Source organism: Thalassospira marina (assembly GCF_002844375.1).
GTDB lineage: Bacteria > Pseudomonadota > Alphaproteobacteria > Rhodospirillales > Thalassospiraceae > Thalassospira > Thalassospira marina.
This window is the reverse complement of the sequence record NZ_CP024199.1, coordinates 2,423,243-2,448,973: the sequence shown is the minus strand read 5'-3', so window position 1 is coordinate 2,448,973 and position 25,731 is coordinate 2,423,243. Positions and strand designations below refer to the sequence as shown.

The following is a 25,731-nucleotide window of genomic DNA, read 5'->3' as shown; positions in this document are numbered from 1 at the left end:
CGGCATATGCCCAAACAAAAAGGACATCGCGACCGGCGATGTCCTTTTTTATTGCCTGGTTCGGGCTGTGCGAAGCCGCAGGCCGATTATTTGTGATCCACCATTTCCCAGCTGCCAGTGCGGGCAGAGCGGGCAAGGCTATCAAGGATCTTCATATTATTGATGGCGTCTTCGATGGGATAATCAACCTCGATGCTGCCATTAAAAATGGCCGTCGCGGTTTCGCCCTGCAGGGTATAGTGATTGCAAACCGGGAAGGTGATTTCGCGGGCTTCATCAAATCCCGGCTGCTTTTGCGTGCCGACACGGATGACAGCAGGATTTTCCGGCACCGGGTTATAGGGCATGACAATTTCAATGCGTCCTTCGGTGCCCAGAATATGCACACGCTGTACAGCAGCAGATTGTGTGCCGCAAACAAAGCTGGCCTGAACCCCGCTGCCAAAATCAAGCATCCCTGAAACCAGGCGGTCAGTGCCAAATTTCGGGTCTTTATCCATTAACGATACCACACGCACCGGTTCACGCCCGACAATATAGCGCGGGCCAACAATGCAATAACATCCGATATCAAGCAGTCCGCCGCCGCCAATGTCCTTTTTGTTTCGCACATTCGACGGGTCGGTATTGTGGTAGGTGAAAATGCTTTGAACTGCCGTCAGCTCGCCAATCTGCCCGCTGGCAACCAGTTCCTGGGCATGTTTCCATTGCGGGTGATGGCGCACCATGAAAGCCTCAAGCACCTGTTTGCCACTTTTTTCGCGGGCGTCGAGCAGGCGTTGGGCATCTTCGGTGTTCATGCCGATCGGTTTTTCGCACAGGACATGCTTGCCCGCTTCCAGGGCCTTGATGGTCCATTCCACATGCAGGTGGTTGGGCAGCGGGTTGTAAACGGCCTCGATCGAGGGATCGGCCAGTAATTCTTCATATGAACCATAGGCGCGTGGAATGCGCAGGTTTTCGGCGACCTCGCGGGTTTTTTCCAGATCGCGGCCGGCAATGGCCAGAATCTCCAGCTTGTCGCTTTGCTGCATCGCCGGAATGACTTTTGCCGTTCCAATATTGGCTGTGCTGATCACGCCCCACTTCATCGGATTCTCCGTTTCCTTACCTGCTCCGGCATTTCTGATAGGATCGGAATATGCCGGATTCATGATATCGCGTTGACTTAATTGTTCCCATTCTGTCCTGACGCAAGTGAAATATGCGAATGAAAAAATGTCGCAATAAACCTGAAAGGGCGGGCCGGGGTAATTTAACGCCCGAAAATCGCAGGGATTGGCGGGTTGTTGGCGGCCTTTTGCAGGGATGTGAAAAAAAGTCGAAATCTCCGCTTGACGTACCATGCCCACGGCGATAAAAACCGCGCCACACGATGGCGGTAACGCCAAATGATGGCGGGTGTAGCTCAGTCGGTTAGAGCACCAGATTGTGGCTCTGGGGGCCGTGGGTTCAAATCCCATCACTCGCCCCATTGTGAAAAGGTCAGGCTTAACAGCCTGGCCTTTTGTCTTTCTGGCTATGCGGATGGCAAAATACCTGCTGGCCGATGTTTGCAATTCCCAAAAAATGGCTGATCTGGTACTGAGCAGCAGCACGCGCGCCCTTATGGCTGATTGCGCATCTGTCTGCATGTTTCAGGAGGTTCCCCCATGTCGTCCAATCGCATTACCATCCATCGCCCTGATGACTGGCACCTGCATTTGCGTGATGGCGACATGCTGCGCGCGGTTCTGCCGGAAACCAGTGCCCATTTTGGCCGTGCCATTATCATGCCGAACCTGGTGCCGCCAGTTTTGACCAAGGCCGATGCAACCGCTTATCGCAACCGCATTGTCGCGGCCCTGCCGGCCGGGCACGAATTTACCCCGTTAATGACCCTGTATTTGACCGAGGGGACAGACCCCGACGATGTGGAAGCCGCCCATAAGGAAGGCGTGATCAGCGCGCTGAAGCTTTATCCTGCCGGGGCAACCACCAATTCGGCCAGCGGTGTGCGCGATTTTGAAAAGGCAATGCTGGTGCTGGAGCGCATGGCAAAGCTGGGCATTCCGCTTTGCGTCCATGGCGAAGTGACCGATCCTGAAATTGATATTTTCGACCGCGAAGCCGTGTTCATCGATCGCATTCTGGCCCCGCTGCGCAAGCGCCTGCCGGAATTGCGCATTATCATGGAACACATCACCACCGAGGATGGTGTCGAATTCGTCAAATCTAACGACACCAATGTTGGTGCGACAATCACGACCCACCATCTGATCATTAACCGCAATGCCATTCTGGTTGGCGGGATTCACCCGCACATGTATTGCCTGCCGGTGGCAAAGCGTGAAAAGCACCGCCTTGCCCTGCGCGCTGCGGCAACGTCGGGTGATGCGCGGTTCTTCCTGGGGACTGATTCGGCACCGCACACCGATGACCGGAAAGAAAGTGCGTGCGGATGTGCCGGTATTTTCACCGCAAATAATACTGTCCAGCTGCTTGCGCATGTTTTTGAAGAAGAAAATGCACTTGATAAGCTGGAGGCCTTCGCGTCGCTGAACGGCCCGGCATTTTATGGCCTGCCGGTAAATGACGCCAAAATTACGCTGGAAAAACGGAATGTTCCGGCAAGCTTTGCTGACAAAATCGACACCAAAGACGGCCTGGTGACCGTGTTTAACCCCGGCTACGACGTTTACTGGCATTATGCGTCCTAAAAGACGCAAGGCTTAGGCTGGGTTTAGCCACCTGTGAAAAGGCGCCTGTTTCGACCGGCGCCTTTTTTGATGCTATATATACAGTTTAACTGTATATATACGGAAGTGATCCAGCCTGAGGAGATACCCATGAGCGAGATAAACAAAGAGATTGTCCGACGATTTAACCGCGAAGTGATCGAGAAGGGGGATCGCGCAGTTTTTGAAAGCCTGTTTGATGATGAATTTATCAATCATTCTGCCCCGCCAGGTATGCCCAACGGGGCAGAGGGGATGTGGCACACCTTTGAAAATATCTTGCGCCCGGCATTATCGGGTTTGAAGGTGACGATCCATGACCAGATTGCCGAGGGTGACAAGATCACGACCCGAAAATCCATTTCCGGGAAACATACCGGCCCCTTGATGGGAATTGCCCCAACGGGCCATGCCGTTTCAATTGGTGTGATTGATATTGTGGCGATCCGTAATGGCAAATATATCGCCCATTGGGGTGTCAACACTTTGCCATCGGTGCTGCTGGCCCTGCAGAAACAGGCCTGAAGCCTTCGCGGTTAGCGGGTTTTGTCGTGCCCCAGCCTAAATAATTAGTGATCGTCAGTCGGCGCGCCAAGCTTTTGCAAAATTGTGATCGCGTTGCGCAGTGACTGGCGCTCTGCCGTGTTTAGGGTGGTTTGTATTTTCGCGGCAATCCAGTCCGTGCGGGCCTGTCTTGCTGTGGTTAAGGCATTTTCACCCGCGGCGGTCAAAGCGATCAGGTGGCTTCTGGCATCATCCGGGTTGGGCTGGCGCGTGATTTGCCCGGCTTTTTCAAGTTGGGCAATCACCAGGCGCATGCTTTGATGTTTGACGCTCCGCTTTTGCGCCAGCACCGCCATGCTTTGCGGCCCGTCCCGGGCGATCAAGGCCAGGGTTTCGTTTTGCGCCGATGTCGGCGTGTTGGCTTCGCTGCGCACATTGCGCACAAAACTGCCAATGCATTGGCGCAAATCTTCGGCCAAGGCGATGGTTTCGCTGCTGGCGGGTGTTGATAGCGGTGATGTATCGGGTTTTATCGTCATGGGCTTGCCAGTATGCATATTGGCCCGTGCATGATGCAATAGCACCCCGCCGCAGGCAAAACAGATCGCCGATGCCATCAAAGGGCACCGGATTAGGCTTTTTGTAAAATGTTATGGGAAATCAGGCAACCAGCCCGGCAGACTTTGGCTGCTGGCTGAACATCATGGCCGTGGTTTCGTTATAGGACCGGCTGGCAGCCTGTTGCTGCTGGCTAAGCATGTGGCTGATATTGCCAGATGCCCCTTTGTGGGCGGCAAAGTCGGCGGTGGAGGTGCCAACCGATGCCGCACGGCCAATAGCCGCCTGATTGGCAACAGCCTGAATGCCGCTAAGCCCCTGCAGGGGCATGATCGAAACATGGCCACCATCGGCATAAAGGCGGCCATCCGGGCCAACCGCGTAATCATAGCTGATCATGCCGGCATTGGCCCCGGCCAGGGCCTTGTGGCTGTTTTCCTCGGCGCGAACGGCCGCATCGCGGTCCTGCATGCGGCGCACCTGTTCCTGGGCACCGGCACTCAGGGTGTCGGGCGCGCCATCCGGTGCCTTGGCGTTCGGCGCTGGGGTCGTATCCTTGTTGTCGCTGCTGCCCGGCAGGTCAATATCGGCAGTGCTGCCGCTGCCACCAGGCAGGCTTCGCGGGTCAACCTGCTGAATAACCGTAACGGATGCCGCCGAAATGGCGGGGGCAGGGCGTGCTGCCGGTGCTGGTGTGGCAGGAATATTTGACTGATTGGCCGCAGAACCATCTTTTGTGGTGGTCGGTGCTGCTGGCTGGCTTCCATTGCCAGAGGGGGCGGCAAGGGCGGCCTTGCTGGCGGGTGTCGCAAGTGGCACCAACGAGACAGCGGCCATTTGACGTGGCAATACCCCGGACTGGGACGACCCTCCGGTAGAGGCTCCCTCATTGCTGGCGCTGGCCAAGCCGTTCATGGCGATAACTTCGCCAAGACGCCCGCCGCTACCCGGTATGGTCTGGATGCTGCCAATAGCTGTCATAATTCCAACAGTATAGGCAAAATCGCGGGTTGATGCCAGTCTTTGTCAATACGCAACAATGCGCAGGCTGGAAATGTTCCAGTTTATGCGATCAACCCGTGTAATCGGCTGTTTTTGGGCCGGGCGTGTTGGTGGGACTTGTTAACTTTGGTGTCTGATTCGTCGAAAGGCAGGGTTGAACAGGGAAAGTTCGGTGCGGTTTGCGTGCCGAGTCTTTCTGTAAAAATCTGGCCTGAATACGCTTGCGACCCTCAAGCCGAAAAAGGCGAGGGTCGCAAATTAGGGTGGGCAAGGTCATGAAAACCCTGCTGAAAATACGGTGTTTTACCGTCAGGCTGCCGTTTTGGGGGCCGTCATCGGGGCGGCCTGCTGCGCCCAGCTTTGGGGCTGCTGCGTTTGGCGGCGTCGTGACAGGCGGGGATGATTGGTTTCGCGCGCAGTTACAACCTGAGCCAGAGTTTTACGAACATCTGTTTCCGTGATGCGGTCATAGGCCATCAGTGTCCGGACAATCGGATCGGCCAACATTTCATCAATGCTCAGTTCGTGATCGACATAACTCATCTTATTGCTCGCTTCGTTCTTTGTTGTGGTTGCAGCTTAACGCAATTGCAAATCATTATCAATAACTCGATTGCGCCGCTGTCCCTGATTATTCGTCAGGGTTGTAGTATACCTTTTTGCGCGACATAAGGTTTCACCCGCAGGTTATGTTCGGCAGTCTGGTTGTGTAGCACGACAGGTGTTTCTATTTTGTTGATCTTTCTCAAGATAATCGCTAACGCAAAGACTTTGAAAAAGTTCCCGTCATTTTGATGGGTGAACCAAAGCCATATGCACCAGAAATTATGGCGATAATAGGCGGGAAACATGTCACGTCCGGGAATGATTGATTACTTTTTATTGATATTGCTGGCGCTGATGTGGGGCAGTTCATTTGCCTTTATCAAACTGGGTGTTCACGCCTATTCCCCGTTGGTGGTTGCGGCCGGGCGGATCACGCTTGGCGCGATCGTTTTATGGGGGATTGTTTTGCTGCGCCGGGGCAGTTTGCCCAAGGGGCGCGGGGCCTGGATTGCGGCCTTTATGTGCGGCCTGCTGGGCAATGCCATTCCGTTTTTTCTGATCAGCATGGGCGAAACCCGCATCAATGCCGGGCTTGCGGCCATTTTGATGTCGGTTGTGCCTTTAACAACCGTTGTTCTGGGCCATTTCGTCACCCGTGATGAAAAACTGACCATCGGCAAGGTTCTGGGGCTTGTGCTGGGAACCTGTGGGGTTGTGGTGCTGGTCGGTCCTGAAACCCTTTCGGGGCTTGGCGGTGATCTGCCCTATCAGCTTGCGGTTCTGGTGGCGGCAATTTGTTATGCCATTTCCTCGCTGGTTGCCCGCCATGTGCGTGACCAGCCACGCGCCGGGTCAGCGGCGTTGATTCTGACTTTTGCCTCTCTGACGATTTCACCCGTCGCCCTGATCGTTGATCAGCCCTGGACGATGGCGTGGTCAGCCCATGGGGCATTGGCGATTGCCTATCTTGGTGTGGTGCCTACGGGGCTTGCAATGTTTGTGCTGCTCTTGATGGTGGCGCGTACCGGGGCGGGATTTCTGGCCTTTAACAATTATCTGGTGCCAGCGGTTGGAATTCTGGTCAGTCTGGCGGTGCTGGGCGAGGTTCCGGCACCCAGCACACTGATTGCGATGGTGATCATTCTGGCGGGGATTGCGGCGGCAAATATCCGCTTCGGGGCGCGCGCAAGTGCAATGGCCGTGGCACCGGGAAGTGCAAAAAAGGACTGAAACCTGCCGCTTGCACGATTTGCCTGAAAAGGTGCTGCGTCATATGTTGTTTGTGACGGTCAAACCTGATACTTTCCGCCCTCAATGGCTTGTTATGCGATAGCAGGGCGGGCCGCATTGATTCCTTTTTGATTAAGCGTTTAAGAGGTTACGGCCTTTGTCCTCCGAAGTGTCAAACACTGCCAGCCGCGATATTTTTCCGGTATCCATCGAAAACGAAATGCGCCGCAGCTATCTCGATTACGCGATGAGCGTGATCGTCAGCCGCGCGCTGCCCGATGTTCGTGACGGGCTGAAGCCTGTTCATCGCCGTATTCTGTATTCCATGCATGAAAACGGCTTTGACTGGAACAAGCCTTTCCGTAAATCGGCACGTGTCGTTGGTGACGTCATGGGTAAATATCACCCGCATGGCGATAGCGCGATCTACGATGCCATGGTCCGTATGGCGCAGCATTTTTCGATGCGTCTGCCGCAAATTGACGGGCAGGGGAACTTTGGTTCCATGGATGGCGACAAGGCCGCCGCCATGCGTTACACCGAAGCCCGTTTGGCCAAGGCCGCGCATTATCTGCTTGATGATATCGACAAGGATACCATCGATTTTCGCGCCAACTATGACGAAACCACCAAGGAACCGTCGGTGCTGCCGGCGCGCTATCCCAATATGCTGGTCAATGGTGCCGGCGGTATTGCGGTGGGTATGGCAACCAACATTCCGCCCCATAACCTGGGCGAAGTGATTGATGGCTGTATGGCGGTAATTGATAATCCCGACATTTCGGTTGAAGGCCTGATGGAATATGTCAGCGGGCCGGATTTCCCGACTGGCGGGCTTATTCTGGGCCGTTCCGGTATTCATTCGGCGTTCAAGACGGGTCGTGGCTCTGTGGTGATGCGCGCGCGCACCCATGTCGAGGAAATCCGCGCCAATCGTGAAGCCATCATCGTGACCGAAGTTCCCTATCAGGTGAACAAGGCAACGCTGCTGGAAAAAATCGCCGATCTGGTGCGTGACAAGAAGCTGGAAGGCATTTCGGACCTGCGTGATGAATCGGACCGTTCCGGTGTGCGCATGGTGATCGAGCTTAAACGCGATGCCGTTGCCGATGTTGTGCTGAACCAGCTTTTCCGCTTTACAGCGCTTCAGACCTCGTTTGGTGTGAACATGCTGGCCCTGAACCGGGGCAAGCCGGAACTGATGAACCTGAAAGAAATCATTCAGGCATTTGTCGAATTCCGCGAAGAAGTTATCACGCGCCGTACCATCCACCTGCTGAAAAAAGCACGTGATCGTGCGCATGTTGTTGTCGGCCTGGGGATTGCCGTTGCCAATATCGACGAAGTCATTCGTCTGATCCGCAATGCCGCCGACCCGACGATTGCCCGTGAACAACTGATGGCAAAAAGCTGGCCGGCAGGCGATATCGTCCCGCTGATCGAGCTGATTGCCGATCCGCACCAGGTGGGATCGGATGATGGCAATTATCGCCTGTCCGAAGCCCAGGCCCGCGCCATTCTGGAACTGCGCCTGCATCGCCTGACCGGTCTGGAACGCGACAAGATTGCCGCGGAATTGACCGAACTGGGCGAGAAGATCAAGGACTTCCTGGATATCCTGGCATCGCGCGAACGCAAGCTGACAATTCTGAAAGACGAATTGAGCGAAATGCGCAACGAATTTGCCAACGAGCGCCGCACGGAAATCGTTGAAGCCGAATTCGAACATGACATCGAAGACCTGATCGCCCGTGAAGACATGGTGGTTACCGTGTCGCATGCCGGTTATATCCAGCGTGTGCCACTGTCGACCTATCGTGCGCAGCGCCGTGGCGGCAAGGGCCGTTCGGGCATGGCAACCCGTGACGAAGATTTCGTCTCGAAACTGTTTGTGGCCAACACCCACACGCCGGTTCTGTTCTTCAGTTCGCTGGGTATGGTCTATAAAATGAAGGTGTGGCGCCTGCCGCTGGGCACGCCGCAATCGCGGGGCAAGGCCCTGGTCAACCTTCTGCCGCTTTCCGAAGGTGAACATATCACCACCGTTCTGCCGCTTCCCGACGAGGAAGAATGGCCAAACCTGCACATCATGTTTGCGACATCGACGGGTAACGTCCGCCGCAACAGTCTTGCCGACTTTGTAAATGTCAAATCCAACGGCAAGATCGCGATGAAGCTGGAAGAAGACCGGGGTGACAGCCTGATTGCTGTTCAGACCTGCACCGATGACGATGATATTTTTCTGACCACCCGTCAGGGCAAATGCATTCGTTTCCGTGTGGCCGATGTGCGCGTCTTTACCGGCCGTAATTCGGTTGGTGTACGCGGCATCCGTCTGGCCGATGGTGATGAAGTTATCGCAATGTCGGTTCTGTGGGGCTCACATGCCACCATGGAAGAACGCAGCGAATATCTTTCGATCGCCGCCAAGCTTCGCCGCGAGGAAATCCGCGCCGAGGATGGCCTGCCGCTCGAACTTTTGACCCAGGAACGCTATGACGAGCTGCTTTCCGGTGACCAGCTTATTCTGTCAGTGACGGAAAATGGTTACGGCAAGCGTACCTCGGCCTATGAATATCGTGTGACCGGGCGTGGCGGGCAGGGTTTTGCCAATATCGACATGTCCGAACGTAACGGTATGGTCGCGGCATCCTTCGTGATCGAGGAAAGCGACGAATTGATGATGGTCACCAATGGTGGCAAAGTCATTCGTATGCCAACCCACGACATTCGTATTGCCGGTCGTAAAACGCAGGGCGTGACCCTGTTTAGGACCGCCGATGATGAACAGGTCGTTGCCGTTGAACGCCTTAACAACCTGGGTGACAGCGCCGAGGAAGACGAGGCCGACATTGAAAACGGTGCTGAAACCTCTGTTGCGCCGGAAGGCGGGGCAGATGCCGATGCACAGTCTGGCAGCGATGAAGAAACCGATCCGTCTACGGCGGAATAACGGGATCAGGGCCGATGGTAGAAAAAACAATCGATCCTGACCGTATCGGAATTTATCCGGGTACATTTGACCCTGTCACCCAGGGTCATATGGACATTATTCGCCGGGCGACCCGCATTGTGGATCATCTGATTGTCGGTGTGGCGATCAATGCGGGCAAAGGGCCGATGTTTTCGGTCGAGGAACGGTGTGAACTGGTACGCGAATCCCTGAAGGCAGCGGGCGGCGAGGTTGCCGCCCGGACCGAGGTCAAGCCTTTCGGGTCGCTTCTGATGCATTTTGCCGCAGAAAATCATTCATCCGTAATCATTCGCGGTTTGCGTGCTGTTTCGGATTTTGAATATGAATTCCAGATGGCTGGCATGAATGCCCGTCTGGCACCAAATATTGAAACCGTGTTTCTGATGGCGTCGGACAAACAGCAGTTTGTGTCGTCGCGTTTTGTCAAGGAAATCGCCCGGCTGGGTGGTTCCGTAACCGAATTTGTGCCAGCCCCTGTGTTGCAGGCTTTGCAGCAGAAACTGGCACAGGAAAAGGAATAGGTTGCAAAGGCCATGCGTCTGCTTCGTTTTCTTTCTCTTGTTATTATTGCTTTGGGAATCTTTACAATGTCGAACGGTGGAATCGGCGCAGCACAGGCACAGACGACGGATGCCGCCGCGCTTGACCCTGAAAACACCCTTTACCTTGATCTCAAGGATGGTCGCGTCGTTATTCAGCTGCGCCCGGATCTGGCACCGAAAACTGTTGAACGAATCAAGGAACTGGTTCGCAGCGGTTTTTACGACGGGCTGTTGTTTCACCGCGTGATTGATGGTTTCATGGCCCAGACAGGTGACCCCAAAGGTGATGGCACCGGCGGTTCGGGCACCAAGCTGCAGGCTGAATTTTCTGATGCCCACCATGTGCGCGGCACTGTTTCCATGGCCCGTGCGGCCGATCCGAACAGCGCTGATTCGCAGTTCTTCATCTGCTTTGCCGCTGCACCGCATCTTGATGGTCAATATACCATCTGGGGTCAGGTGGTTTCGGGCATGGAATTTGTCGACAATATCAAGAAGGGCGCGCCCTGGGCCAATGGCCGCGTGGCCGACCCGGACCATATCGTGAAAATGCAGATCGCTGCTGACGCACAATAAACGGGAATTTGTTTCGTCAAATTCAATCGGAAACCGCTCTTTTCAGGGCGGTTTTCTGCTTTTTGGGCCAAAAACCCGCATATTGTGAAAAAACTGCCTTAAATCGGCAAATCAATGGTTGACCGGGTGGGGGCATGCCTTTAAAACGCCGGTCAACACGTTGTGGGCCCGTAGCTCAGTTGGTAGAGCAACTGACTTTTAATCAGTTGGCCACAGGTTCGAATCCTGTCGGGCTCACCAATAAACCCCTGAAACCATCCGGTTTCGGGGGTTTATTTTTGCCCATTTTCCATCCGTTTCAGATGGGTTTGTACGGGCTGCTGAAATGTTATTTTCCGAAATTGAAATTTTCTGAAAATCAGGGCTTGACCCATCGGTGATCCCGCTTTAAAACGCCGCTCACCGAGACGTTGGGCCCGTAGCTCAGTCGGTAGAGCAACTGACTTTTAATCAGTTGGCCACAGGTTCGAATCCTGTCGGGCTCACCAATAAACCCCTGAAACCGCATGGTTTCGGGGGTTTATTTTTTCCACTATTTCCCCGGCTGTTTTTCTACTGATTAATCGGCCACGCCAATTCCTGTATCAGCTGTTTTCCGTGCGGATTCTTTTGGCGTCCCGAAAGGTCCCTGGAAGCACATATTGCCATCATTCAAATTGTTGGTTTCTGCCGGGCAGGGCGCTGATCTGTCTGTCCCCGGCCTGCCTGCCTCAGGGTGCTTTGGTTATGCGTCGGCCTTACGGGGTGCCGCGCTGCTTCCCTTCTATTGCATTAACTGTCTGTCTTGCTGGTGGTCATATGGCGCTGGCCGGCAGGCATTTGCATCTGGTGCGATGCAAAAAAGACCCTGATCCATTCGCCTTTGCGAATAGTTAAGATTGCATCGCAGAGTCATTTGCATTAAACAGTGCAAATCATTTTCAATAGCGAAAACGCAACGACCTTGTTGCGAGTTTTGATCAGGATCGGAAGTCCCATGCCAGACAATATTGTTCCCGCCGCCACCGACAGTGCGCAATCTGCTGCCTCAAGTGTTGCCGGAACCGCCGATACAGTGGCGCAGGCTGCTGCCGGGGGTGTGGACCCCGGAACGGCCCAGGGGGCTGTTGACGGCGTTACAGGGGCTGCTGGTGCTGATCAGATGGTGGATGGTGCGCTGCAGGGCGGTACTGCCATTGCCCATTCGGGGTGGGTGCCCGATGCCATTGCAACCCTGCCGGTTTTTGACCTGATCGACCGTGCTGGGGCCGTGGGCTGGATTTTGGCAGCCATGGCCCTTATCGGCCTGATGCTGTTTTTCTACAAAATGGTCGGTTTTATTCGCCGTGGCCTGTTCACCGATGGCTTTGTGCCCGATCTGGAACGTCACCTTGTTGCGGGCGATGACCAGCAGGCACTTACCCTGTTGCAGCGCCGCCGCCATCCGGCGGCGGAAATTGGCCGTTTGGGCATGTCGCTGCCCGTTGGGGATGGCGATAGCCGTGAATCGGCATCGGACCTGATTGCATCGCGCGCACACAAGGAAATTGATGGCCTTAACGGCGGTTTGCGTCTGATGTCGGCGATTGCGGTTCTCAGCCCGCTTTTGGGCCTGCTGGGAACGGTTATGGGCATGATTAATGCCTTCCAGCAAATGGAAGGCGCAGGCAGCCGTATTGATCCGTCTGTTCTTTCAGGTGGCATCTGGCTGGCATTGCTGACAACGGCAATCGGCCTTGTGGTGGCCATTCCGGCAACTGCACTTCACATGTGGATGCAGGGCATTGTGAATCGCGCAGCCGCCGTTACCGAAGAGGTCTGCACCCTGATTATCAATCGTGGGGAACTTGCAGGCCGTGACAGCCATGCTGCCGCCAATATTACCCGTCTGCGTCACGCTGCGGAATAATTCCCATGCAGCTTCGTTCCCGTTATCGCAGTTCGTCGCCCGTCATCGGTCTGACGCCGCTGATTGATGTGGTGTTCATCCTGCTGGTGTTTTTCATGCTGGCATCAAGCTTCCTGGATTGGCGCGGCTATGAAATGTCGGTGACTGTGCAGGATAAATCCACTGCCAGAAAATCAGACACCAGCCCGGCCATTGTCCGCATTGATGGCAGCGGTGCCATTACCCTGAACGGCGATAGCACGCCGCTTGATAAACTGGCTGCGCGTATCACCCGTGACCATGCTGGCGCACCCGTGCATTTGCAGCCGGTTAATGGGGCAAAACTGCAAAGCCTGGTTCATGTCATGGATGTTTTAGGGCGTGATGGCATTAAAAACGTGGATTTGATTGAAGAATGAAACGTCGCATTCAAATCACCGACGACACCATGGGCCAGGAACCCATGCTGCCATTGATCAATATCGTGTTCCTGCTGCTGATCTTTTTCATGATTGCAGGCAGCCTGCAAAAACTGGGGCCGTTTGATGTTAATCCGCCCTCCAGTGTTGATGCATCGGAACGCGATGATGAAACGGTAGTTCTGTGGGTTGATAAAACTGGCCAACTGGGTGTGGATGACCAGCACGGTGCGCTGGGTGAAATTACCACATTGCTGCCAGAAGGGTTTCAGGACCACCCGATTGAAATTCGGGCAGATCGCGATACCGACGGCCAGATGATTGTGGCATTGCTGAAACGCCTGCAGGAACTGCATGTCGACAAGGTGCAGCTGATGACTGCAGTAGAAGCGCAGAATTAACGGAATTTCGATGTCGAAGCGAACGGACTTTCTGATTGCCACTGCATTGACAGGTGCGGTCCTGGCGGGCGGTGTTGTTTTGGCAACACCCGTGCCCCAGCCATCGGGTTGGGGCGGTATGGGGGCTGTGCAAAGTGTCAGCATTTCGCTGGGCGACGGCAGGGCAACCAGCGGCGAAGACAGCGAACCCGAAGAAAGTGCGAATTCCGATGTGGATAGCCGCCAGGGCGTGGAAGAGGCCGAAAAAGCCCCCGAGCTAAGCGAGCCCGAACCCGCACCGGAACCCGAAGTGGAGCCGGAACCGGAAATCGTTCCCGAACCTGTAATCGAACCAGAACCTGAGCCAGAGCCAGAGCCGGAAGTTATCCCGGAACCTGAACCAGAGCCAGTGATAGAACCGGAACCCGTACCAGAGCCGGAGCCGGTCCCTGAAGTTAAACCAGAGCCGGTGCCCGAACCGGTGAAAGAACCGGAAGTCAAACCGGAGCCAAAGCCGGAACTGGCAGAAATTGTGCCGCCGAAGGTAAAGCCAAAGCCGCCGGTTAAACCCAAGCCAAAGCCAGAGCCAAAACCGGAACCGGTGGCAAAGCCCAAGCCCCAGCCAGCCCCGGCCGCACCAGAGGCCGTAACAAAACCGGTCACTGATACGGCCCCGACACAGGGTGGTGCGTTTAATTCCCAGAAATCCGATGGCACAACGGGGACAAAAACCCACAGCCAGGCGGCCAGTGCAGCATCGGGTAGCGGGGGCGGTTTGGCCCTTAGCCAGGCGAAATTTGTTGATTACCAGTCATCGGTGATCCAGACGATTATGCGCTATCAGGAATATCCGTCGGCAGCACGCCGGCGTGGGATTGAGGGCCGCAATACTGTGCTGCTGGTGATTGAACGTGACGGCACGGTTTCGACCATCAAGCTGGTGGAAGGTAGTGGTAACCGGTTGCTGGACCGCGCAACGGAAAAGCTGATTGAACGTATCAAGCGTTTCCCGCCATTCCCGGACGATATGGAAGGCCCGCGTGTATCCTTCCAGGTGCCGCTGATTTACGATCTGCGTTAAAGTGGTTTAATCAATGTGAAATGACAAACGGCCCGGAAATTTCCGGGCCGTTCTGCTTTGTGCATTTTTCAGTCATCCAGGGGGACTTGGCCCGGGTTAATCCGCGTCGTTAAAATCCTGCCAGTCATAGGAGATGGTTTCGCGCCAGGCGAAACGGTCCAGATGATTGATGATAATGCCTTTGATCCGTTCAATCCCCTCGGCCTTTAGCGCGCTTGCGTGAAATTGCAGCTCATCATCGGTCGCCCGCATTTTGCATGGCCCCATAGGGAAGGCGACATCGGCTTCGGTCATGGAATAGGAAACCTCAACCTTGTGGGCGAAATGCTTGCAAAGCTGTTGCAGGTATTTGGCGGCATGGGCCGTTTTGACCGTTCCTTTGGTGTGAAACATCATCATTCCCGATGGTGATGGGGGGTGGGGGAAAGGCGATCAACAATGACAAAGGGTGTGCCTTGCGAACATTGTTCGATACGGCCATCAACCTGATAGGCGGTTTTAAGATGATCAACCGTCATAACACGGCTGACATCATCACAGGCCAGCACACGGCCATTGCCAAACAGCACCACATAATCGCAATGACGTAGGGCAAGGTTGATATCGTGTAACGCCATCAGGGCAAGGCCCTGTTGCTGCCGGGCGATCCGCCTGACAACATCAAGCACCTGCAACTGCCAGCGCAGATCAAGCGCACTTGTGGGTTCATCAAGCAGCATGATCGCCGGTGCACGAACAATCACCTGTGCCAGCCCCACCATTTGCCGCTGCCCGCCCGACATTTGATGCAAGGGCTGAAAGGCAAGTTTGGTGATGCCCAGTTCGTTAAAGGTTGTTTCCGCCAGTTTTTGGGCCTGCGGGTGGCTAAGGTCCGGCCTTACCGCACGGCAGGCGGAAATAACCGCCTCATAGGCGACAAGGCTGGTGCCTTGGGGCAGGGTTTGCGGCAGATAGCCAACCTGCCTTGCACGGTCCTGATGGGCCATTGTCCCAAGCTCAAGGCCATTAAGCGTGGCTGAACCATGATATTTGTTAAGCCCGGCCAGCGCGCGCAGGAAGCTTGATTTGCCAACGCCATTTGGCCCCAGCACACCCACCATGCTGCCCGGTGCAAAGGCCGGGATATTGATGTCTGACAGGATATTTTTGCTGCCATAGGATATGGACAGATTTTTGATCACTAATTCGGTCATGATCATCCCCGCCTTTTTTGCGACAGCAGCAATGCCAGAAACAGCGGAATACCGATCAGCGCGGTCACAATCCCGTCGGGGATCAGGATACCCGGCACGATATGTTTGCTGACCAGCGATGCCATCGACAAAATAAAGGCACCGGCAAGGACGCTGCCCGGAATGTAAAAACGGTGATCTTCGCCAAAGGCCAGGCGCGATATATGCGGCCCGACCAGCCCGACAAAGCCGATCACGCCGGTAAAGGCAACGGCAACAGCGGTAAGGATGCTGACACGTATCAGAACCAGCAGACGCAGCCGTTCAACGGCAACGCCAAAGCTCCGCGCGTAATCTTCGCCGCCGCGAAGTGCCGTCATCTTCCAGACATGGCGCATGGCAAGCGGCATGCAGGTGCATAAAACCACCGAAACAATGGCGATTTTTTCCCAACTGGCGCGGGCAAGGCTGCCCATTGTCCAAAATACAATCTGCTGCAGGCTATCGGAACTGGCCGCAAACTGAATAAGGGATACCAGCGCATCAAGGGCAAAAACCAGTGCAATGCCAAACAGCACAATCGTATCAACACTTGCACCATAGGCCCGCGATAGAAACTGGATGGCCGCCATCGCAAGGATTGCCCCGGCAAAGGCACTGATCGGGATCACGAAGCTTTCCGGCAGGCCAAAGGTCAGGTTAAAGACAATCGCCAGCGACGCCCCCAGTGTGGCAGCATGCATGATGCCCAGTGTGGACGGGCTTGCCAGTGGATTATTCAGCACCGTTTGCATTTCCGCCCCGGCAAGGCCCAGGGCCGCACCAATCACAACCGCCATCAGGGCAAATGGCAGGCGCACATCAAAAATAATGACATGCGTGGCAGCATCCAGCGATGCCGGGTCAATAATGCCGCCAATAACCTGCCCAACAGTCAGCAGGGCAGGGCCGGTCATGATATTGACGATAACCGACGCAAAAAGTGCGATAGCCAGCACCGACAACCATAAAATCCGGCGCAAAATAAAACGGCGATATTGCCCGGCAAGGCTGTGGTCGCTTTGCGGGGTTGTCACTGCGTCAATGGCGGTCTGGCTGATATTCATATCATCATGTTGGACGTTGCCATTCGCGGCAACGTCCTTTGGGGTGGGGTGGTTCATTGGGGCGTGGTTCCGGCTTTGGTGTCGGTCCAATAAACCCCGTTCAGATCAACCGCCTGAAACTGGTCAAAATAGGTTTGCAATGTCTGGTTCGGGTCCAGGTCGGCAAACAGGTCGGGATGGAACCATTTCGCCATTTGCTGGACTGCGGCAACATTCATTGGTGTGTTGTAAAAATGATGCCAGATCGAAAACAGGTGGTCATTTTGAATGGCCGAAAGCTGCGCCATGCCGGTACGCCCGGTTATGTGCTGCAATGATTTTGCGGCATCATCGGGTGTTGCCATGGCCCCCAGTATCACGCGATTGCCATTGTCTTTGACATTGGCCGCGCCGATTGCCGTTGCAATGTAATAGTCGGGCTGGGTCACCAGCAACTGTTCGATTGTAACCGTGCCATGTGTGCCGGGGATGATATCGCCAAACACGTTTTTGCCCCCGGCCCAGTCAATGAAACGGCCCATCATCTGCTGGCCCATTGCCTCGCAACATTCCTGTGCCAGGCCAACACGGCTTTCCATAAACACACCGGGGCGTTCGGTGGTTGTTGCCAACCGGTCATGTACTGTTGCCAGGCCTTGATCATAAAATTCCAGGAATTTTTCCGCCTGGTCTTCCTTGCCCATCAGGGTGCCCAGAATACGCACACTTTTGGGGGCGTTAACCAGCGGGTCCTGGCGAAAATCAATGGCGACGACGGGGATATTGGCGGCTGCCAGGGTATCGAAAATCTGTTTGTTTTCGGCGCTGGGGCCATGCCCGCCGGTAATGCCAAAAACGGCCACATCGGGATGCAGCGAAATCGCCTTTTCAAGATTAAAGGATTCTTCGCCGCTGCTGCCAATTAACGCGATATCGTCAATGGCGGGGAATTTCGCCTGATATTGGGCATAGCTTGCCGGATCCAGGCGTTTGAATTCACCCATCATACCGGCAATCCAGCGAACAGGGTTTTCCGGGTCCAAAATGCCGATACTGGGCAGAAACCGGCCTTCCCCCAGGATCATGTATTTCACCGGGACATTCACGGTTACGTCGTGGCCGGCAACATCGGTCAGGGTGACCTGTTTTTGCGCGGGTTCGGCCGCAAGGACGGTTTGGGTGCCAAATGTGGCCGTTGCGGTGATAATGGCAATATGTGCCAGGGATTTGATCAGCTTTTTCATGCGTATGTCCGCGTTTTTGGGTCGGTCAAAACGCACAAAGGGGCCGCCCGTATGGGCCGCCCGATTGCGCAAATATGTGGGTGGGGGTTAGAAGGTAACCTTCGCTGAAAGGATGAAGCTTCGCCCCGGATCAAGGTAAGGTTCGGTACGGATGCTGTCGTAACCGGTTGTGGTGCGGTTGCTGTAAGCGCGATCAAAGATGTTATTGGCATCAATGCGCAGCGTTACCGCGTTTGACAGCATTTCAGGTGTCCATTCGCCGTAAAGATTGGCGACGAAATAGGTATCGATGGGCTGTTCGCCGTATTTTTTGGGGTCGTCATTGCGCAGTGCCAGTTCGGATGACATACCGGCGCGCAGGCCCAGATCCCGCCATTCCTTACCAGCATCAAGGGTAATAATGTCGCCCAGCAAAACACCTTGCCATGCCGATGCTGTGCTAACGGGCGGCGCACCGTCGGCCCGGACAATGGTGTGGCTGTATGTGGTGCGGATATAGGCCGTATCGAACTGATAGGTGCCCGAAAGATTGATGCCGCGCGTTACCAGATCGGCCGTTGTTTGCCGGTCAACCGATGACAGGTCGTGGGACCGTTCAATGCGGTTGTAAAATACGTTGCCGTCCAGCGTTAACCGGTCAAACGTAACGCGGGAACCAGCCTTGTAGTTAAATGACCGCGATGGGGCGAAATTGCTGTAATCCCAGACACCGGTGAAATTATAGATCGCCGATTCCCCAATGGGCAGGCCGCCAAAAGCCGTGCCTGCACCGCCATAAAGGGTGGTGTTTGGCAAAATGTCATATTCGGTATTGGCGTTGGCAGACAGGCCCTGTTCATCAAATTCGGTGCCATCAATGCCGGTAAACCACTGCCGGTCAAACCGCCCGCCAAAGGATGTGCGCCAGCGATCCGTCAGGTTCAGGCGGGCTTGCGAAAACAGGCCGATATTGGTCGATTTTTCCTTATAGGTGCCAGCACGCGCACCATTGTCATGGGTGCCGGTGGCTTCATCGTGGTAAAAATCAATCCCGGTATTTACCTTGCCCATGCCAACGTCAAAGTTATTGGCAACCTTGCCATTGATGGTTTCGACTTCGGACTGGTTATGAAAATAGTTGGGGCCGCTTTGCAGGCGGGGCACATCCAGTTCGGATTTGCTGTAATTCAGCGACACTTCCGGGTCCAACTGCCCATTTGGTATTTCATCCACATATGAAACACCCATCGCTGTTTTCTTATACGAAATCCATTGCGGGTTCTGGCCGCCGGTCAGGGCACCAAAATTGGGCCGGGCCGGGCGCACACCTTCGTCTTCCAAATGGCTGGCAAAGGCTTCGAACCGTTCGCCGTCACGGCCATTAAAGGCAAATTTCCCCAGGCCATTTTCGCTGCCATTGGCGGTACCAGGCACCTTGTCGCCATTGCCATCGCGGTAATTATTGGTGTTGTTATTTTGCAGATAGGCCAGTGCCTCGACACTGTCGCTGCGCCCGGCAATGGTCAGCCATTCGCTTAGTCCCTGTGAATTGGTGTCATAGGCGATTTTGCCATATCCGCCAAAGGTGCGACCGGGTTCAACAATGTCGCGGGCATCGCGGGTTTCATAGGCAATGGAACCGCCCAGTGCCCCCGGGCCGCCGTCTGCCGGGGCGACACCGGTTTCAACATCCACCTGCTTTAACATGCCGGGATCCATGATGGTGGTGCCCAGATGATGGTAGTTTGAATTGTTCTGCCGGGTGCCATCGATGGTGACGTTCAGTTTCGTATCTTCAATGCCCTGCACATAGGTTTTTTGTGTGACTGGCGATGCCCCGCCAACATTGACTGCCGCATCACCGGAAAACACATCTTTCAGGCTGCGCGGGGCAATGGCATCCAATGCTTCCTGGTCAATGGTGACGCCACCGGGCAGGGGCGCATTTTCTGCTTCGCGGTCCGCCGTAATGGTGATCGGGTCCAGTTTGGCCGCAGCGCTGTTTTCACTGCCGTTGTCCTGCGCCAGGCTGACACAGGGAAAGGCGGCAATGCTGACCCCGGTCAAAAGCGTGGTGCGGATCCAGCGCTGCAGGGGCAGATGAGTGGTAAACAGCAACGGTAGCAGGTGCTGCGGCATAATATGGTCCCTCAATCGATGAATAGTCTTTACCAAATGCGAATGATTGTTAATATTAATTTTTGCAAAACGTCACCAGCCAATAGACGTTTGCGAAATCATCGCACCTGTCTGCGAAAACGGCGTTTTGCCGTTTGCCAGGCGGGAAAAGGGACCAGAACGGAAATGACGATGGATAAATTGCCAGAACAGCCCGCGCTGCGACGGACACCGCTTGACCGCGACGATATCACCGCTGCTGCCTTGTGGCGCAATGGCGGGCAAAGCCGGCAGGTGGCAGGCGGGCAGGCAGGCTTGCAGCCCGATGACACGGTGTTGAAGGGGCGGCTGGTTAATGACAGGCCAACATCGCATTTCCGCGTGCATACGACCGATACGGTGGCAATGCGCGATTTTGAAATTTCAAATTTCGTGCATCCAGCCGTGACGGTTGCCATTGTGGTGGATGGCCGGGTTGAAGGCGCATTTGATGATGAACCGTTTGATTTTGACGCCAGGCATGGTGTGGTTGGCTATATGTGGGCGTTGCCCCATGCCGTTACCCTGACACGGCGTATTCCCAAACATAACCGCGTGCGCAAGGTGATGGTAACCGCGCGATTTGACTGGGTTGAAAAAAGTCTGGGGCAAAGCCACGGTCAGGATGCGATCCGGGCATTTTTAACCGGCGATCATGGGCCGGTGCGCTGGCAACCATCGCGTCGTGCTGTCGCCCTGGCCGAACAAATGCTTTACCCGCCGATCGAGCTGCCGCTGTTTCGCGAGATTTATATTGAAAGCCGCGGGCTGGAAATTTTTGGCGAAGCTCTGCGCAGCGTGATGGAAACACCCCAGATCGAACATAACTGCCAGGCCGCATCTGTGGATGTCACCGATAAAGCCCAGGAAATTCGCGATTATATTACCCACCACATGACCAGTGGCCTGTCCCTGCGCGATCTTGCCACGGCGATGAATATGAGTGTCGCGCGCCTGCAGCGCCTGTTTAAAACCGCCTATGGCACCACGGTTATGGATTTTATGCGCGAAACCCGCCTGCAAACCGCGCGTGATGCCATGGACAAGGACGGATTAACGATTGGCCAGGCGGCTTATCTGGCGGGTTATTCCTCGCCGGCCAATTTTGCGACCGCGTTTAAACGCGTATTTGGCATCTCGCCATCAGAAGCACGGGAACGTTAATAACGCACACGGGTTTTGTTTTGTGATTGCGCCAAACAAAACAGCCCGGCCTGTGATTGGGCCGGGCTGTTTGCGTATGTAAGGTAGGTTGTTTTTAACCGGCAGACAGGCGTTTAAGAAAGCTATCGACATCTTTTCGCAAGACATCGGCGTGGTTGCGCAGTGCCTTGGATACCGAAAGGACTTCCTGTGCGACCGAACCGGTGTGATCTGCCGTCAAACCAACATGGCCCAGGCTGGAATTCACATTCTGGTTGGCACTGGAAACGGCGTTGATGTTGTTGCTGATCTCGCCAGTGGCGGCGGCTTGCTGTTCGACTGCTGCCGAAATGGCGGCAACTGCATCCACAATGATGCTGATCTGGCTGGTAACACCCTGAATGGCGTCCACGGCGCGATGGGTAGTTTCCTGCACCGCATTGATTTGCGCGGTAATGTCGCCCGTGGCCTTGGCCGTTTGATTGGCCAGGTTTTTAACCTCGCTTGCAACCACGGCAAAACCTTTACCGGCATCACCGGCACGGGCGGCTTCAATGGTGGCGTTCAGGGCCAAAAGGTTGGTCTGGCTGGCGATTTTGTCGATCAAATCAACAACGGTGCCAATTTCCTGCGCTGTCGCATCAAGAATACCGATGGTATCGGATGTTGCGCGCACCGCGCCTTCAACATCCTGCGATATTGTTGATGCCCGGCTGACCTGCGATGAAATTTCGCGAATGGACCCGTCAAGTTCCTCGGCCGCACCTGCAACGGTGGCGGCATTTTCGGCCGATACTTCGGCTGCATCGCGCGCACCGGTGGTCTGGGTGCGGGTTTGCTGCACACTATCGACCAATGCCTCGGCCGCGTTGGACATGTCACTGGCACTGTCTGCCAGCGATGAAACAACCTTTGATACCGTTGTCTGGAAATCCTCGGACATGGCGCCAAGACGACGATGATAGGTATTTCGTGTTTCTTCGTAGTAAATCGTGATCGCCATTTCCATATCGATGATAATGGCCGTCGAGGCAGCAGCAATCATTTCACCAACTTCGCGGCGTTTGCGAAAAGTGTCATGCAGGATGGATGTCATCATGCCAAGGATGTAGTTATAGCCCGATACATAGGCTTCCGGGGTCAGGCCGATTTTTTCATGGGCACGACCAATGCGGCGGACTTCTTCATAATAATGCCCGTCGAAATCCCCCTTGAACAGGGTCTTCCAGTGGCTGGTCTGGGCACGTTTAAGGCCTTCGACACGGTTGATATCGCCGATAATGGCGGCAAGATCGGCCCGGGCCATCACCTTTTTGTAAAAAGAATCCAACATTTCCGGCAGGTTCTTTTCGATAACCGGCCAAAGTTCACGCAGATAACTGCGCTTTTTATCGTTGAATTCAACGAAAGCGATACGACGATCTAATTCTGCTGACATCCCTGACCCCATCTCTCTTCGCTGCAGCAGTGCCAAAAAAAGGCTTTGGCACGAATCCTTCTAAAATCTGAGGTTGGTTTTCATCAGATTAAATTTAACTATACTTTAGTGTGGATAGGTCCGATTTTTTTCATTTTTTCTAAAAAACCGGCAATCAATTCACACTTTTTGAAAGGAAATTATGGGGGCTTTACATGCCATAATGGTGAAAGCCCGATTGTAGGATGAGTAAAAACTACATAACAATGCCTTGGTTTTTCGATCTGTTCTTTGAATTAAAATTGTATCTTTTTCAAAAAGCAATTTTAAGTAGAAATGCATTATACTTAAGAATCTCGAATTTAAACTTTTGTCGATTTTACTGATTTTTCAGGTCGTATCAGGTTTCGACCAAACCCTGATTTTGCGGGTCATCAACCTGCCTGCGGCGGAATTTTGCGTCTGAAACTGCGCGAAGCAGGGCCGTTTTTTCGCCCTTGGAAAAATGGTGGTATTTGTTTGCGAAATTCGCCAAAATCCACCCTTCGTTCGCAAGTTTTTGCAACAAACTGCTAAAATAAGAACAGGTTAGGGGAAGTTAGGATGAAACGTCGTCAGTTTTTAAAAGGCGCCAGTCTGGGGGCGGGCGCACTTGCCGCGACGGCAGCTGCACCGGCAATTGCTTCGGCGCAGGAAAACCTGAAATGGCGTATGGTTATGCCGTGGCCCAAAGGCACACCGGGTCTTGGCACCAACGCTGAAAAATTTGCGGCTATTGTCAAAGAAATGAGCAATGGCCGCCTGTCGATTTCCGTGTATGGCGCGGGCGAACTGGTTCCGCCCTTTGAATGCATGGACGCAGTCGAGCAGGGTGTGGTCGAAATGGCCCATGGCACACCTTACTACTGGCAGGGTAAAAACCCGGTTCTGAACTTTTTCTCGACCATTCCCTTCGGCCTGACGGCCTGGGAACTGACGGCATGGCTGCGCTTTGGCGGTGGTCAGCAGCTTTGGGAAGAAGTCTATGCCGATTTTGGCGTGGTGCCGTTCTATGCTGGTAACTCCGGTATGCAGGCCGGTGGCTGGTTCAACAAGGAAATCAAATCGGTTGATGACCTGAAGGGCGTTAAAATGCGCTATGCCGGCCTTGGTGGCGAGGCAATGCGCCGTATTGGTGCCAACATCACCATGCTGCCGCCGGGCGAAATTCTGCCAGCAATGCAAAGCGGCGCGATTGACGCCGCCGAATGGGTTGGCCCGTGGAACGACCTTGCATTTGGTCTGTATCAGGTTGCCAAATATTACTACACCCCGGCATTCCATGAACCCGGACCGGGCCTGGAAATTTTCGTTTCCAAGGAAAAGTTCGACAGCCTCAGCCCGGACCTGCAGGCGATCATCCGCTATGCGGCACAGGCCATTGCTGAAAACACCTGGGCGGATTTCACCTTCAACAATATTGAATCCTACCAGCCCCTGATCGACAAGGGTGTCGAGGTTCGCCAGTTCCCCGATGACGTCATTATGGCGCTGGCTGATGCCAGCAAGGCTGCCGTTGAAGAAATCGCAAACCAGAGCGAAACCAACAAAAAGATCTATGATTCCTATATGGATCTGGTCAAAAAAGCGGCCCGTTACGGCAAGGAATTTGAAGCAACCGGCCTGCTTCAGCGTGCAAAGGTCTGGGGATACTGAACCCCTGATCCGTGAACAGGCCCTTTAATCAGGCCTTTTTGCAAAAGACCGTCCTGTCATCTGGCAGGGCGGTTTTGTTTTTTTACGCATTGCAGGTGCGAACGGGCCGAATGCTGGCACAGACTGTAAAAACGGTGCCAATAGCACGCCGTAACGGCAAATGGATATTTATGGTTGTGTTTTGCGTTGCAAATAATCCATTCCATGCATTTGGCGCATGGCTGTATCCCGAAAACGCGCATTGTTGCTGTTGGTAAAACCAATGACTCTGCGCGCTTGCAACGTATTCAATGGCATAGATTTGTCATTTTTACGCAAAAAATTATCAAATAAGACTACTGGAGCTCTTCATGGAACGTCGTAAATTTCTAAAAGGTGCTGGCCTTGCCGCAGGCGCAGTTGCTGGCGGCTTTGCCGCGCCTGCGATCGCCAAAGCCGATGACACCTTCAATTGGCGTATGGTCATGCCCTGGCCGAAAGGCTCGCCCGGACTGGGGGCCAATGGCGAAAAGTTTGCTGAACGCGTCACCAAAATGTCGGGCGGTCGTCTGAACATCAAGGTATATGGCCCCGGTGAACTGGTGCCGGCATTTGAATGCATGGACGCCGTTGAACAGGGTGTGGCCGAAATGGCCCATGGCACCCCGTATTACTGGGCTGGCAAGGACGACGCGGTTAACTTCTTTTCGACCATTCCGTTTGGCCTGATGGGCTGGGAACTGTCGGGCTGGTTGCGCTTTGGTGGTGGTCAGGCCCTGTGGGAAGAACTTTATTCCCAGTTCAACGTTGTTCCGTTCCTGGCAGGGAATACCGGCCTGCAGGCTGGTGGCTGGTTTAACAAGGAAATCAACACCGTTGATGACATCAAAGGTGTGAAGATGCGTTATGCTGGCATCGGTGGTGAAGCAATGCGCCGCCTGGGTGCCATTGTGACCATGCTGCCCGCGGCCGAAATTCTGCCTGCTTTGCAGTCCGGTGCGATTGACGCTGCCGAATGGGTTGGCCCGTGGAACGATTATGCCTTTGGTCTGACGCAGGTTGCCAAATATTACTACACCCCGGCATTCGCTGAACCGGGTACTGGCATCGAAGTCTTTATCAATAAGGACAAATTCAATTCGCTGCCCGAAGACCTGCAGGAAATTGTTCGTATTGCCGCACAGGCCAATGCTGAACAGACCCTGGCTGACTTCACCTATAACAACATCACGTCCTATCAGGCCGTTCTGAAAAAGAACATCGAAGTCCGCCACTTCCCTGATGAAGTGATCAAGGCACTGGCCAAACAGTCGATGGATGCGGTGAAGGAAATCGCGGCGAAAAACGAACTGAACCAGCGCATTTATGATTCCTATATGGACTTCACCAAAATCGCTGCCCCCTATGCCAAGGAATTCGAGGCCACGGGCCTGATCCAGCGCGCAAAGGTTTGGGAATCCTGAT

The 25,731-nt window shown here is 54.4% G+C and carries 23 protein-coding genes and 3 tRNA genes; 16 read left to right on the top strand and 10 right to left on the bottom strand.

Annotated features, from left to right (window positions below; translation table 11 throughout):
* Positions 1 to 86 precede the first annotated feature (86 nt).
* Positions 87 to 1,091, bottom strand: coding sequence for a Gfo/Idh/MocA family protein (locus tag CSC3H3_RS11185; protein WP_101284857.1), 1,005 nt, complete (start codon positions 1,089 to 1,091; stop codon positions 87 to 89).
* A gap of 306 nt (positions 1,092 to 1,397) precedes the next feature.
* Here CSC3H3_RS11185 and CSC3H3_RS11180 point away from each other — a divergent pair.
* The 3 genes from CSC3H3_RS11180 to CSC3H3_RS11170 all read left to right on the top strand — a co-directional run bounded on the left by CSC3H3_RS11180 (position 1,398) and on the right by CSC3H3_RS11170 (position 3,242).
* A tRNA-His gene (locus tag CSC3H3_RS11180) sits at positions 1,398 to 1,474 on the top strand.
* 178 nt (positions 1,475 to 1,652) lie between these two features.
* A complete protein-coding gene (pyrC, locus tag CSC3H3_RS11175; protein ID WP_101284856.1) occupies positions 1,653 to 2,699 on the top strand; it encodes a dihydroorotase in 1,047 nt (348 codons plus the stop codon).
* Between the two features lie 129 nt (positions 2,700 to 2,828).
* Positions 2,829 to 3,242 carry an ester cyclase gene (locus CSC3H3_RS11170; RefSeq protein ID WP_101284855.1) on the top strand — a complete coding sequence of 138 codons (414 nt, stop codon included), beginning with the start codon at positions 2,829 to 2,831 and terminating at the stop codon, positions 3,240 to 3,242.
* Between the two features lie 44 nt (positions 3,243 to 3,286).
* Here the strand turns inward: CSC3H3_RS11170 and CSC3H3_RS11165 are convergent, their stop codons facing one another.
* The 3 genes from CSC3H3_RS11165 to CSC3H3_RS11155 form a co-directional block, all read right to left on the bottom strand.
* Positions 3,287 to 3,760, bottom strand: a complete 474-nt coding sequence (locus CSC3H3_RS11165) for a MarR family winged helix-turn-helix transcriptional regulator (protein ID WP_101286199.1) — start codon at positions 3,758 to 3,760, stop codon at positions 3,287 to 3,289.
* A gap of 121 nt (positions 3,761 to 3,881) precedes the next feature.
* On the bottom strand, positions 3,882 to 4,760 hold the full coding sequence (locus tag CSC3H3_RS11160) for a putative metalloprotease CJM1_0395 family protein (protein WP_245881086.1): 879 nt from the start codon (positions 4,758 to 4,760) through the stop codon (positions 3,882 to 3,884).
* A gap of 330 nt (positions 4,761 to 5,090) precedes the next feature.
* The gene (locus CSC3H3_RS11155) at positions 5,091 to 5,324 is read right to left on the bottom strand and encodes a hypothetical protein (RefSeq protein ID WP_101264274.1); all 234 of its coding nucleotides are present in this window, start codon (positions 5,322 to 5,324) and stop codon (positions 5,091 to 5,093) included.
* 306 nt (positions 5,325 to 5,630) lie between these two features.
* Here CSC3H3_RS11155 and CSC3H3_RS11145 point away from each other — a divergent pair, with 306 nt between their 5' ends.
* From CSC3H3_RS11145 to CSC3H3_RS11100, 10 genes are all read left to right on the top strand, one after another.
* Entirely contained in the window at positions 5,631 to 6,557 is a 927-nt protein-coding gene (locus CSC3H3_RS11145; protein ID WP_101284853.1) for a DMT family transporter, read from the top strand.
* A gap of 220 nt (positions 6,558 to 6,777) precedes the next feature.
* The gene (gyrA, locus tag CSC3H3_RS11140) at positions 6,778 to 9,510 is read left to right on the top strand and encodes a DNA gyrase subunit A (protein WP_425444981.1); all 2,733 of its coding nucleotides are present in this window, start codon (positions 6,778 to 6,780) and stop codon (positions 9,508 to 9,510) included.
* A gap of 14 nt (positions 9,511 to 9,524) precedes the next feature.
* Complete coding sequence (coaD, locus tag CSC3H3_RS11135) at positions 9,525 to 10,052, top strand: pantetheine-phosphate adenylyltransferase (RefSeq protein WP_101264270.1); 528 nt, start codon at positions 9,525 to 9,527, stop codon at positions 10,050 to 10,052.
* A 66-nt stretch (positions 10,053 to 10,118) separates the two neighbouring features.
* Positions 10,119 to 10,649, top strand: a complete 531-nt coding sequence (locus CSC3H3_RS11130; RefSeq protein WP_101286198.1) for a peptidylprolyl isomerase — start codon at positions 10,119 to 10,121, stop codon at positions 10,647 to 10,649.
* Positions 10,650 to 10,813: 164 nt separating this feature from the next.
* Positions 10,814 to 10,889: transfer RNA gene (locus CSC3H3_RS11125), tRNA-Lys, on the top strand.
* A 172-nt stretch (positions 10,890 to 11,061) separates the two neighbouring features.
* Positions 11,062 to 11,137 (top strand) — tRNA-Lys (locus CSC3H3_RS11120).
* 488 nt (positions 11,138 to 11,625) lie between these two features.
* A complete protein-coding gene (locus CSC3H3_RS11115; protein WP_245881085.1) occupies positions 11,626 to 12,537 on the top strand; it encodes a MotA/TolQ/ExbB proton channel family protein in 912 nt (303 codons plus the stop codon).
* 5 nt (positions 12,538 to 12,542) lie between these two features.
* Complete coding sequence (locus CSC3H3_RS11110; protein ID WP_101284852.1) at positions 12,543 to 12,935, top strand: ExbD/TolR family protein; 393 nt, start codon at positions 12,543 to 12,545, stop codon at positions 12,933 to 12,935.
* On the top strand, positions 12,932 to 13,336 hold the full coding sequence (locus CSC3H3_RS11105; protein WP_101284851.1) for an ExbD/TolR family protein: 405 nt from the start codon (positions 12,932 to 12,934) through the stop codon (positions 13,334 to 13,336). Before CSC3H3_RS11110 ends, CSC3H3_RS11105 begins: the two co-directional genes overlap by 4 nt.
* Before the next feature lie 10 nt (positions 13,337 to 13,346).
* Positions 13,347 to 14,396 (top strand): energy transducer TonB, encoded by a 1,050-nt coding sequence (locus CSC3H3_RS11100; RefSeq protein WP_101284850.1) that lies wholly within the window; start codon positions 13,347 to 13,349, stop codon positions 14,394 to 14,396.
* Between the two features lie 96 nt (positions 14,397 to 14,492).
* On the opposite strand, the gene CSC3H3_RS11095 is transcribed toward CSC3H3_RS11100, so the two are convergent.
* The 5 genes from CSC3H3_RS11095 to CSC3H3_RS11075 form a co-directional block, all read right to left on the bottom strand.
* Positions 14,493 to 14,789 carry a DUF2218 domain-containing protein gene (locus CSC3H3_RS11095; protein ID WP_101284849.1) on the bottom strand — a complete coding sequence of 99 codons (297 nt, stop codon included), beginning with the start codon at positions 14,787 to 14,789 and terminating at the stop codon, positions 14,493 to 14,495.
* 2 nt (positions 14,790 to 14,791) lie between these two features.
* Positions 14,792 to 15,589, bottom strand: a complete 798-nt coding sequence (locus tag CSC3H3_RS11090; RefSeq protein WP_101264265.1) for an ABC transporter ATP-binding protein — start codon at positions 15,587 to 15,589, stop codon at positions 14,792 to 14,794.
* 2 nt (positions 15,590 to 15,591) lie between these two features.
* Positions 15,592 to 16,731: a FecCD family ABC transporter permease gene (locus CSC3H3_RS11085; RefSeq protein ID WP_245881084.1), complete on the bottom strand. Its 1,140-nt coding sequence runs from the start codon at positions 16,729 to 16,731 to the stop codon at positions 15,592 to 15,594.
* Positions 16,728 to 17,897, bottom strand: coding sequence for an ABC transporter substrate-binding protein (locus CSC3H3_RS11080; RefSeq protein ID WP_101284848.1), 1,170 nt, complete (start codon positions 17,895 to 17,897; stop codon positions 16,728 to 16,730). The genes CSC3H3_RS11085 and CSC3H3_RS11080 overlap by 4 nt, the downstream gene beginning before the upstream one ends.
* Positions 17,898 to 17,984: 87 nt before the next feature.
* A complete protein-coding gene (locus tag CSC3H3_RS11075) occupies positions 17,985 to 20,015 on the bottom strand; it encodes a TonB-dependent receptor domain-containing protein (RefSeq protein WP_101284847.1) in 2,031 nt (676 codons plus the stop codon).
* A gap of 171 nt (positions 20,016 to 20,186) precedes the next feature.
* Here CSC3H3_RS11075 and CSC3H3_RS11070 point away from each other — a divergent pair, with 171 nt between their 5' ends.
* A complete protein-coding gene (locus tag CSC3H3_RS11070) occupies positions 20,187 to 21,197 on the top strand; it encodes a helix-turn-helix domain-containing protein (RefSeq protein ID WP_157831879.1) in 1,011 nt (336 codons plus the stop codon).
* 94 nt (positions 21,198 to 21,291) lie between these two features.
* Here the strand turns inward: CSC3H3_RS11070 and CSC3H3_RS11065 are convergent, their stop codons facing one another.
* The gene (locus tag CSC3H3_RS11065; RefSeq protein ID WP_101284845.1) at positions 21,292 to 22,614 is read right to left on the bottom strand and encodes a globin-coupled sensor protein; all 1,323 of its coding nucleotides are present in this window, start codon (positions 22,612 to 22,614) and stop codon (positions 21,292 to 21,294) included.
* Positions 22,615 to 23,196: 582 nt separating this feature from the next.
* On the opposite strand from CSC3H3_RS11065, the gene CSC3H3_RS11060 reads away from it, so the two are divergent.
* Both CSC3H3_RS11060 and CSC3H3_RS11055 read left to right on the top strand, forming a co-directional pair.
* Positions 23,197 to 24,288, top strand: coding sequence for a TRAP transporter substrate-binding protein (locus tag CSC3H3_RS11060; protein WP_101264260.1), 1,092 nt, complete (start codon positions 23,197 to 23,199; stop codon positions 24,286 to 24,288).
* Positions 24,289 to 24,638: 350 nt separating this feature from the next.
* A complete protein-coding gene (locus CSC3H3_RS11055) occupies positions 24,639 to 25,730 on the top strand; it encodes a TRAP transporter substrate-binding protein (protein WP_101284844.1) in 1,092 nt (363 codons plus the stop codon).
* The last annotated feature ends 1 nt before the right edge of the window (position 25,731 follow it).

Coding starts and splice junctions, on each gene's coding strand:
- CSC3H3_RS11130 (WP_101286198.1), top strand. CDS start 10,119: ATGTCGAACGGTGGAATCGGCGCAGCACAGGCACAGACGACGGATGCC.
- CSC3H3_RS11100 (WP_101284850.1), top strand. CDS start 13,347: ATGTCGAAGCGAACGGACTTTCTGATTGCCACTGCATTGACAGGTGCG.
- CSC3H3_RS11115 (WP_245881085.1), top strand. CDS start 11,626: ATGCCAGACAATATTGTTCCCGCCGCCACCGACAGTGCGCAATCTGCT.
- CSC3H3_RS11095 (WP_101284849.1), bottom strand. CDS start 14,789: ATGTTTCACACCAAAGGAACGGTCAAAACGGCCCATGCCGCCAAATAC.
- CSC3H3_RS11070 (WP_157831879.1), top strand. CDS start 20,187: ATGGATAAATTGCCAGAACAGCCCGCGCTGCGACGGACACCGCTTGAC.
- CSC3H3_RS11085 (WP_245881084.1), bottom strand. CDS start 16,731: ATGAACCACCCCACCCCAAAGGACGTTGCCGCGAATGGCAACGTCCAA.
- CSC3H3_RS11055 (WP_101284844.1), top strand. CDS start 24,639: ATGGAACGTCGTAAATTTCTAAAAGGTGCTGGCCTTGCCGCAGGCGCA.
- CSC3H3_RS11160 (WP_245881086.1), bottom strand. CDS start 4,760: ATGACAGCTATTGGCAGCATCCAGACCATACCGGGTAGCGGCGGGCGT.
- coaD (WP_101264270.1), top strand. CDS start 9,525: ATGGTAGAAAAAACAATCGATCCTGACCGTATCGGAATTTATCCGGGT.
- CSC3H3_RS11075 (WP_101284847.1), bottom strand. CDS start 20,015: ATGCCGCAGCACCTGCTACCGTTGCTGTTTACCACTCATCTGCCCCTG.
- CSC3H3_RS11185 (WP_101284857.1), bottom strand. CDS start 1,091: ATGAAGTGGGGCGTGATCAGCACAGCCAATATTGGAACGGCAAAAGTC.
- CSC3H3_RS11165 (WP_101286199.1), bottom strand. CDS start 3,760: ATGACGATAAAACCCGATACATCACCGCTATCAACACCCGCCAGCAGC.
- CSC3H3_RS11155 (WP_101264274.1), bottom strand. CDS start 5,324: ATGAGTTATGTCGATCACGAACTGAGCATTGATGAAATGTTGGCCGAT.
- CSC3H3_RS11065 (WP_101284845.1), bottom strand. CDS start 22,614: ATGTCAGCAGAATTAGATCGTCGTATCGCTTTCGTTGAATTCAACGAT.
- CSC3H3_RS11090 (WP_101264265.1), bottom strand. CDS start 15,589: ATGACCGAATTAGTGATCAAAAATCTGTCCATATCCTATGGCAGCAAA.
- CSC3H3_RS11060 (WP_101264260.1), top strand. CDS start 23,197: ATGAAACGTCGTCAGTTTTTAAAAGGCGCCAGTCTGGGGGCGGGCGCA.
- CSC3H3_RS11105 (WP_101284851.1), top strand. CDS start 12,932: ATGAAACGTCGCATTCAAATCACCGACGACACCATGGGCCAGGAACCC.
- gyrA (WP_425444981.1), top strand. CDS start 6,778: ATGCGCCGCAGCTATCTCGATTACGCGATGAGCGTGATCGTCAGCCGC.
- CSC3H3_RS11110 (WP_101284852.1), top strand. CDS start 12,543: ATGCAGCTTCGTTCCCGTTATCGCAGTTCGTCGCCCGTCATCGGTCTG.
- CSC3H3_RS11080 (WP_101284848.1), bottom strand. CDS start 17,897: ATGAAAAAGCTGATCAAATCCCTGGCACATATTGCCATTATCACCGCA.
- CSC3H3_RS11170 (WP_101284855.1), top strand. CDS start 2,829: ATGAGCGAGATAAACAAAGAGATTGTCCGACGATTTAACCGCGAAGTG.
- CSC3H3_RS11145 (WP_101284853.1), top strand. CDS start 5,631: ATGTCACGTCCGGGAATGATTGATTACTTTTTATTGATATTGCTGGCG.
- pyrC (WP_101284856.1), top strand. CDS start 1,653: ATGTCGTCCAATCGCATTACCATCCATCGCCCTGATGACTGGCACCTG.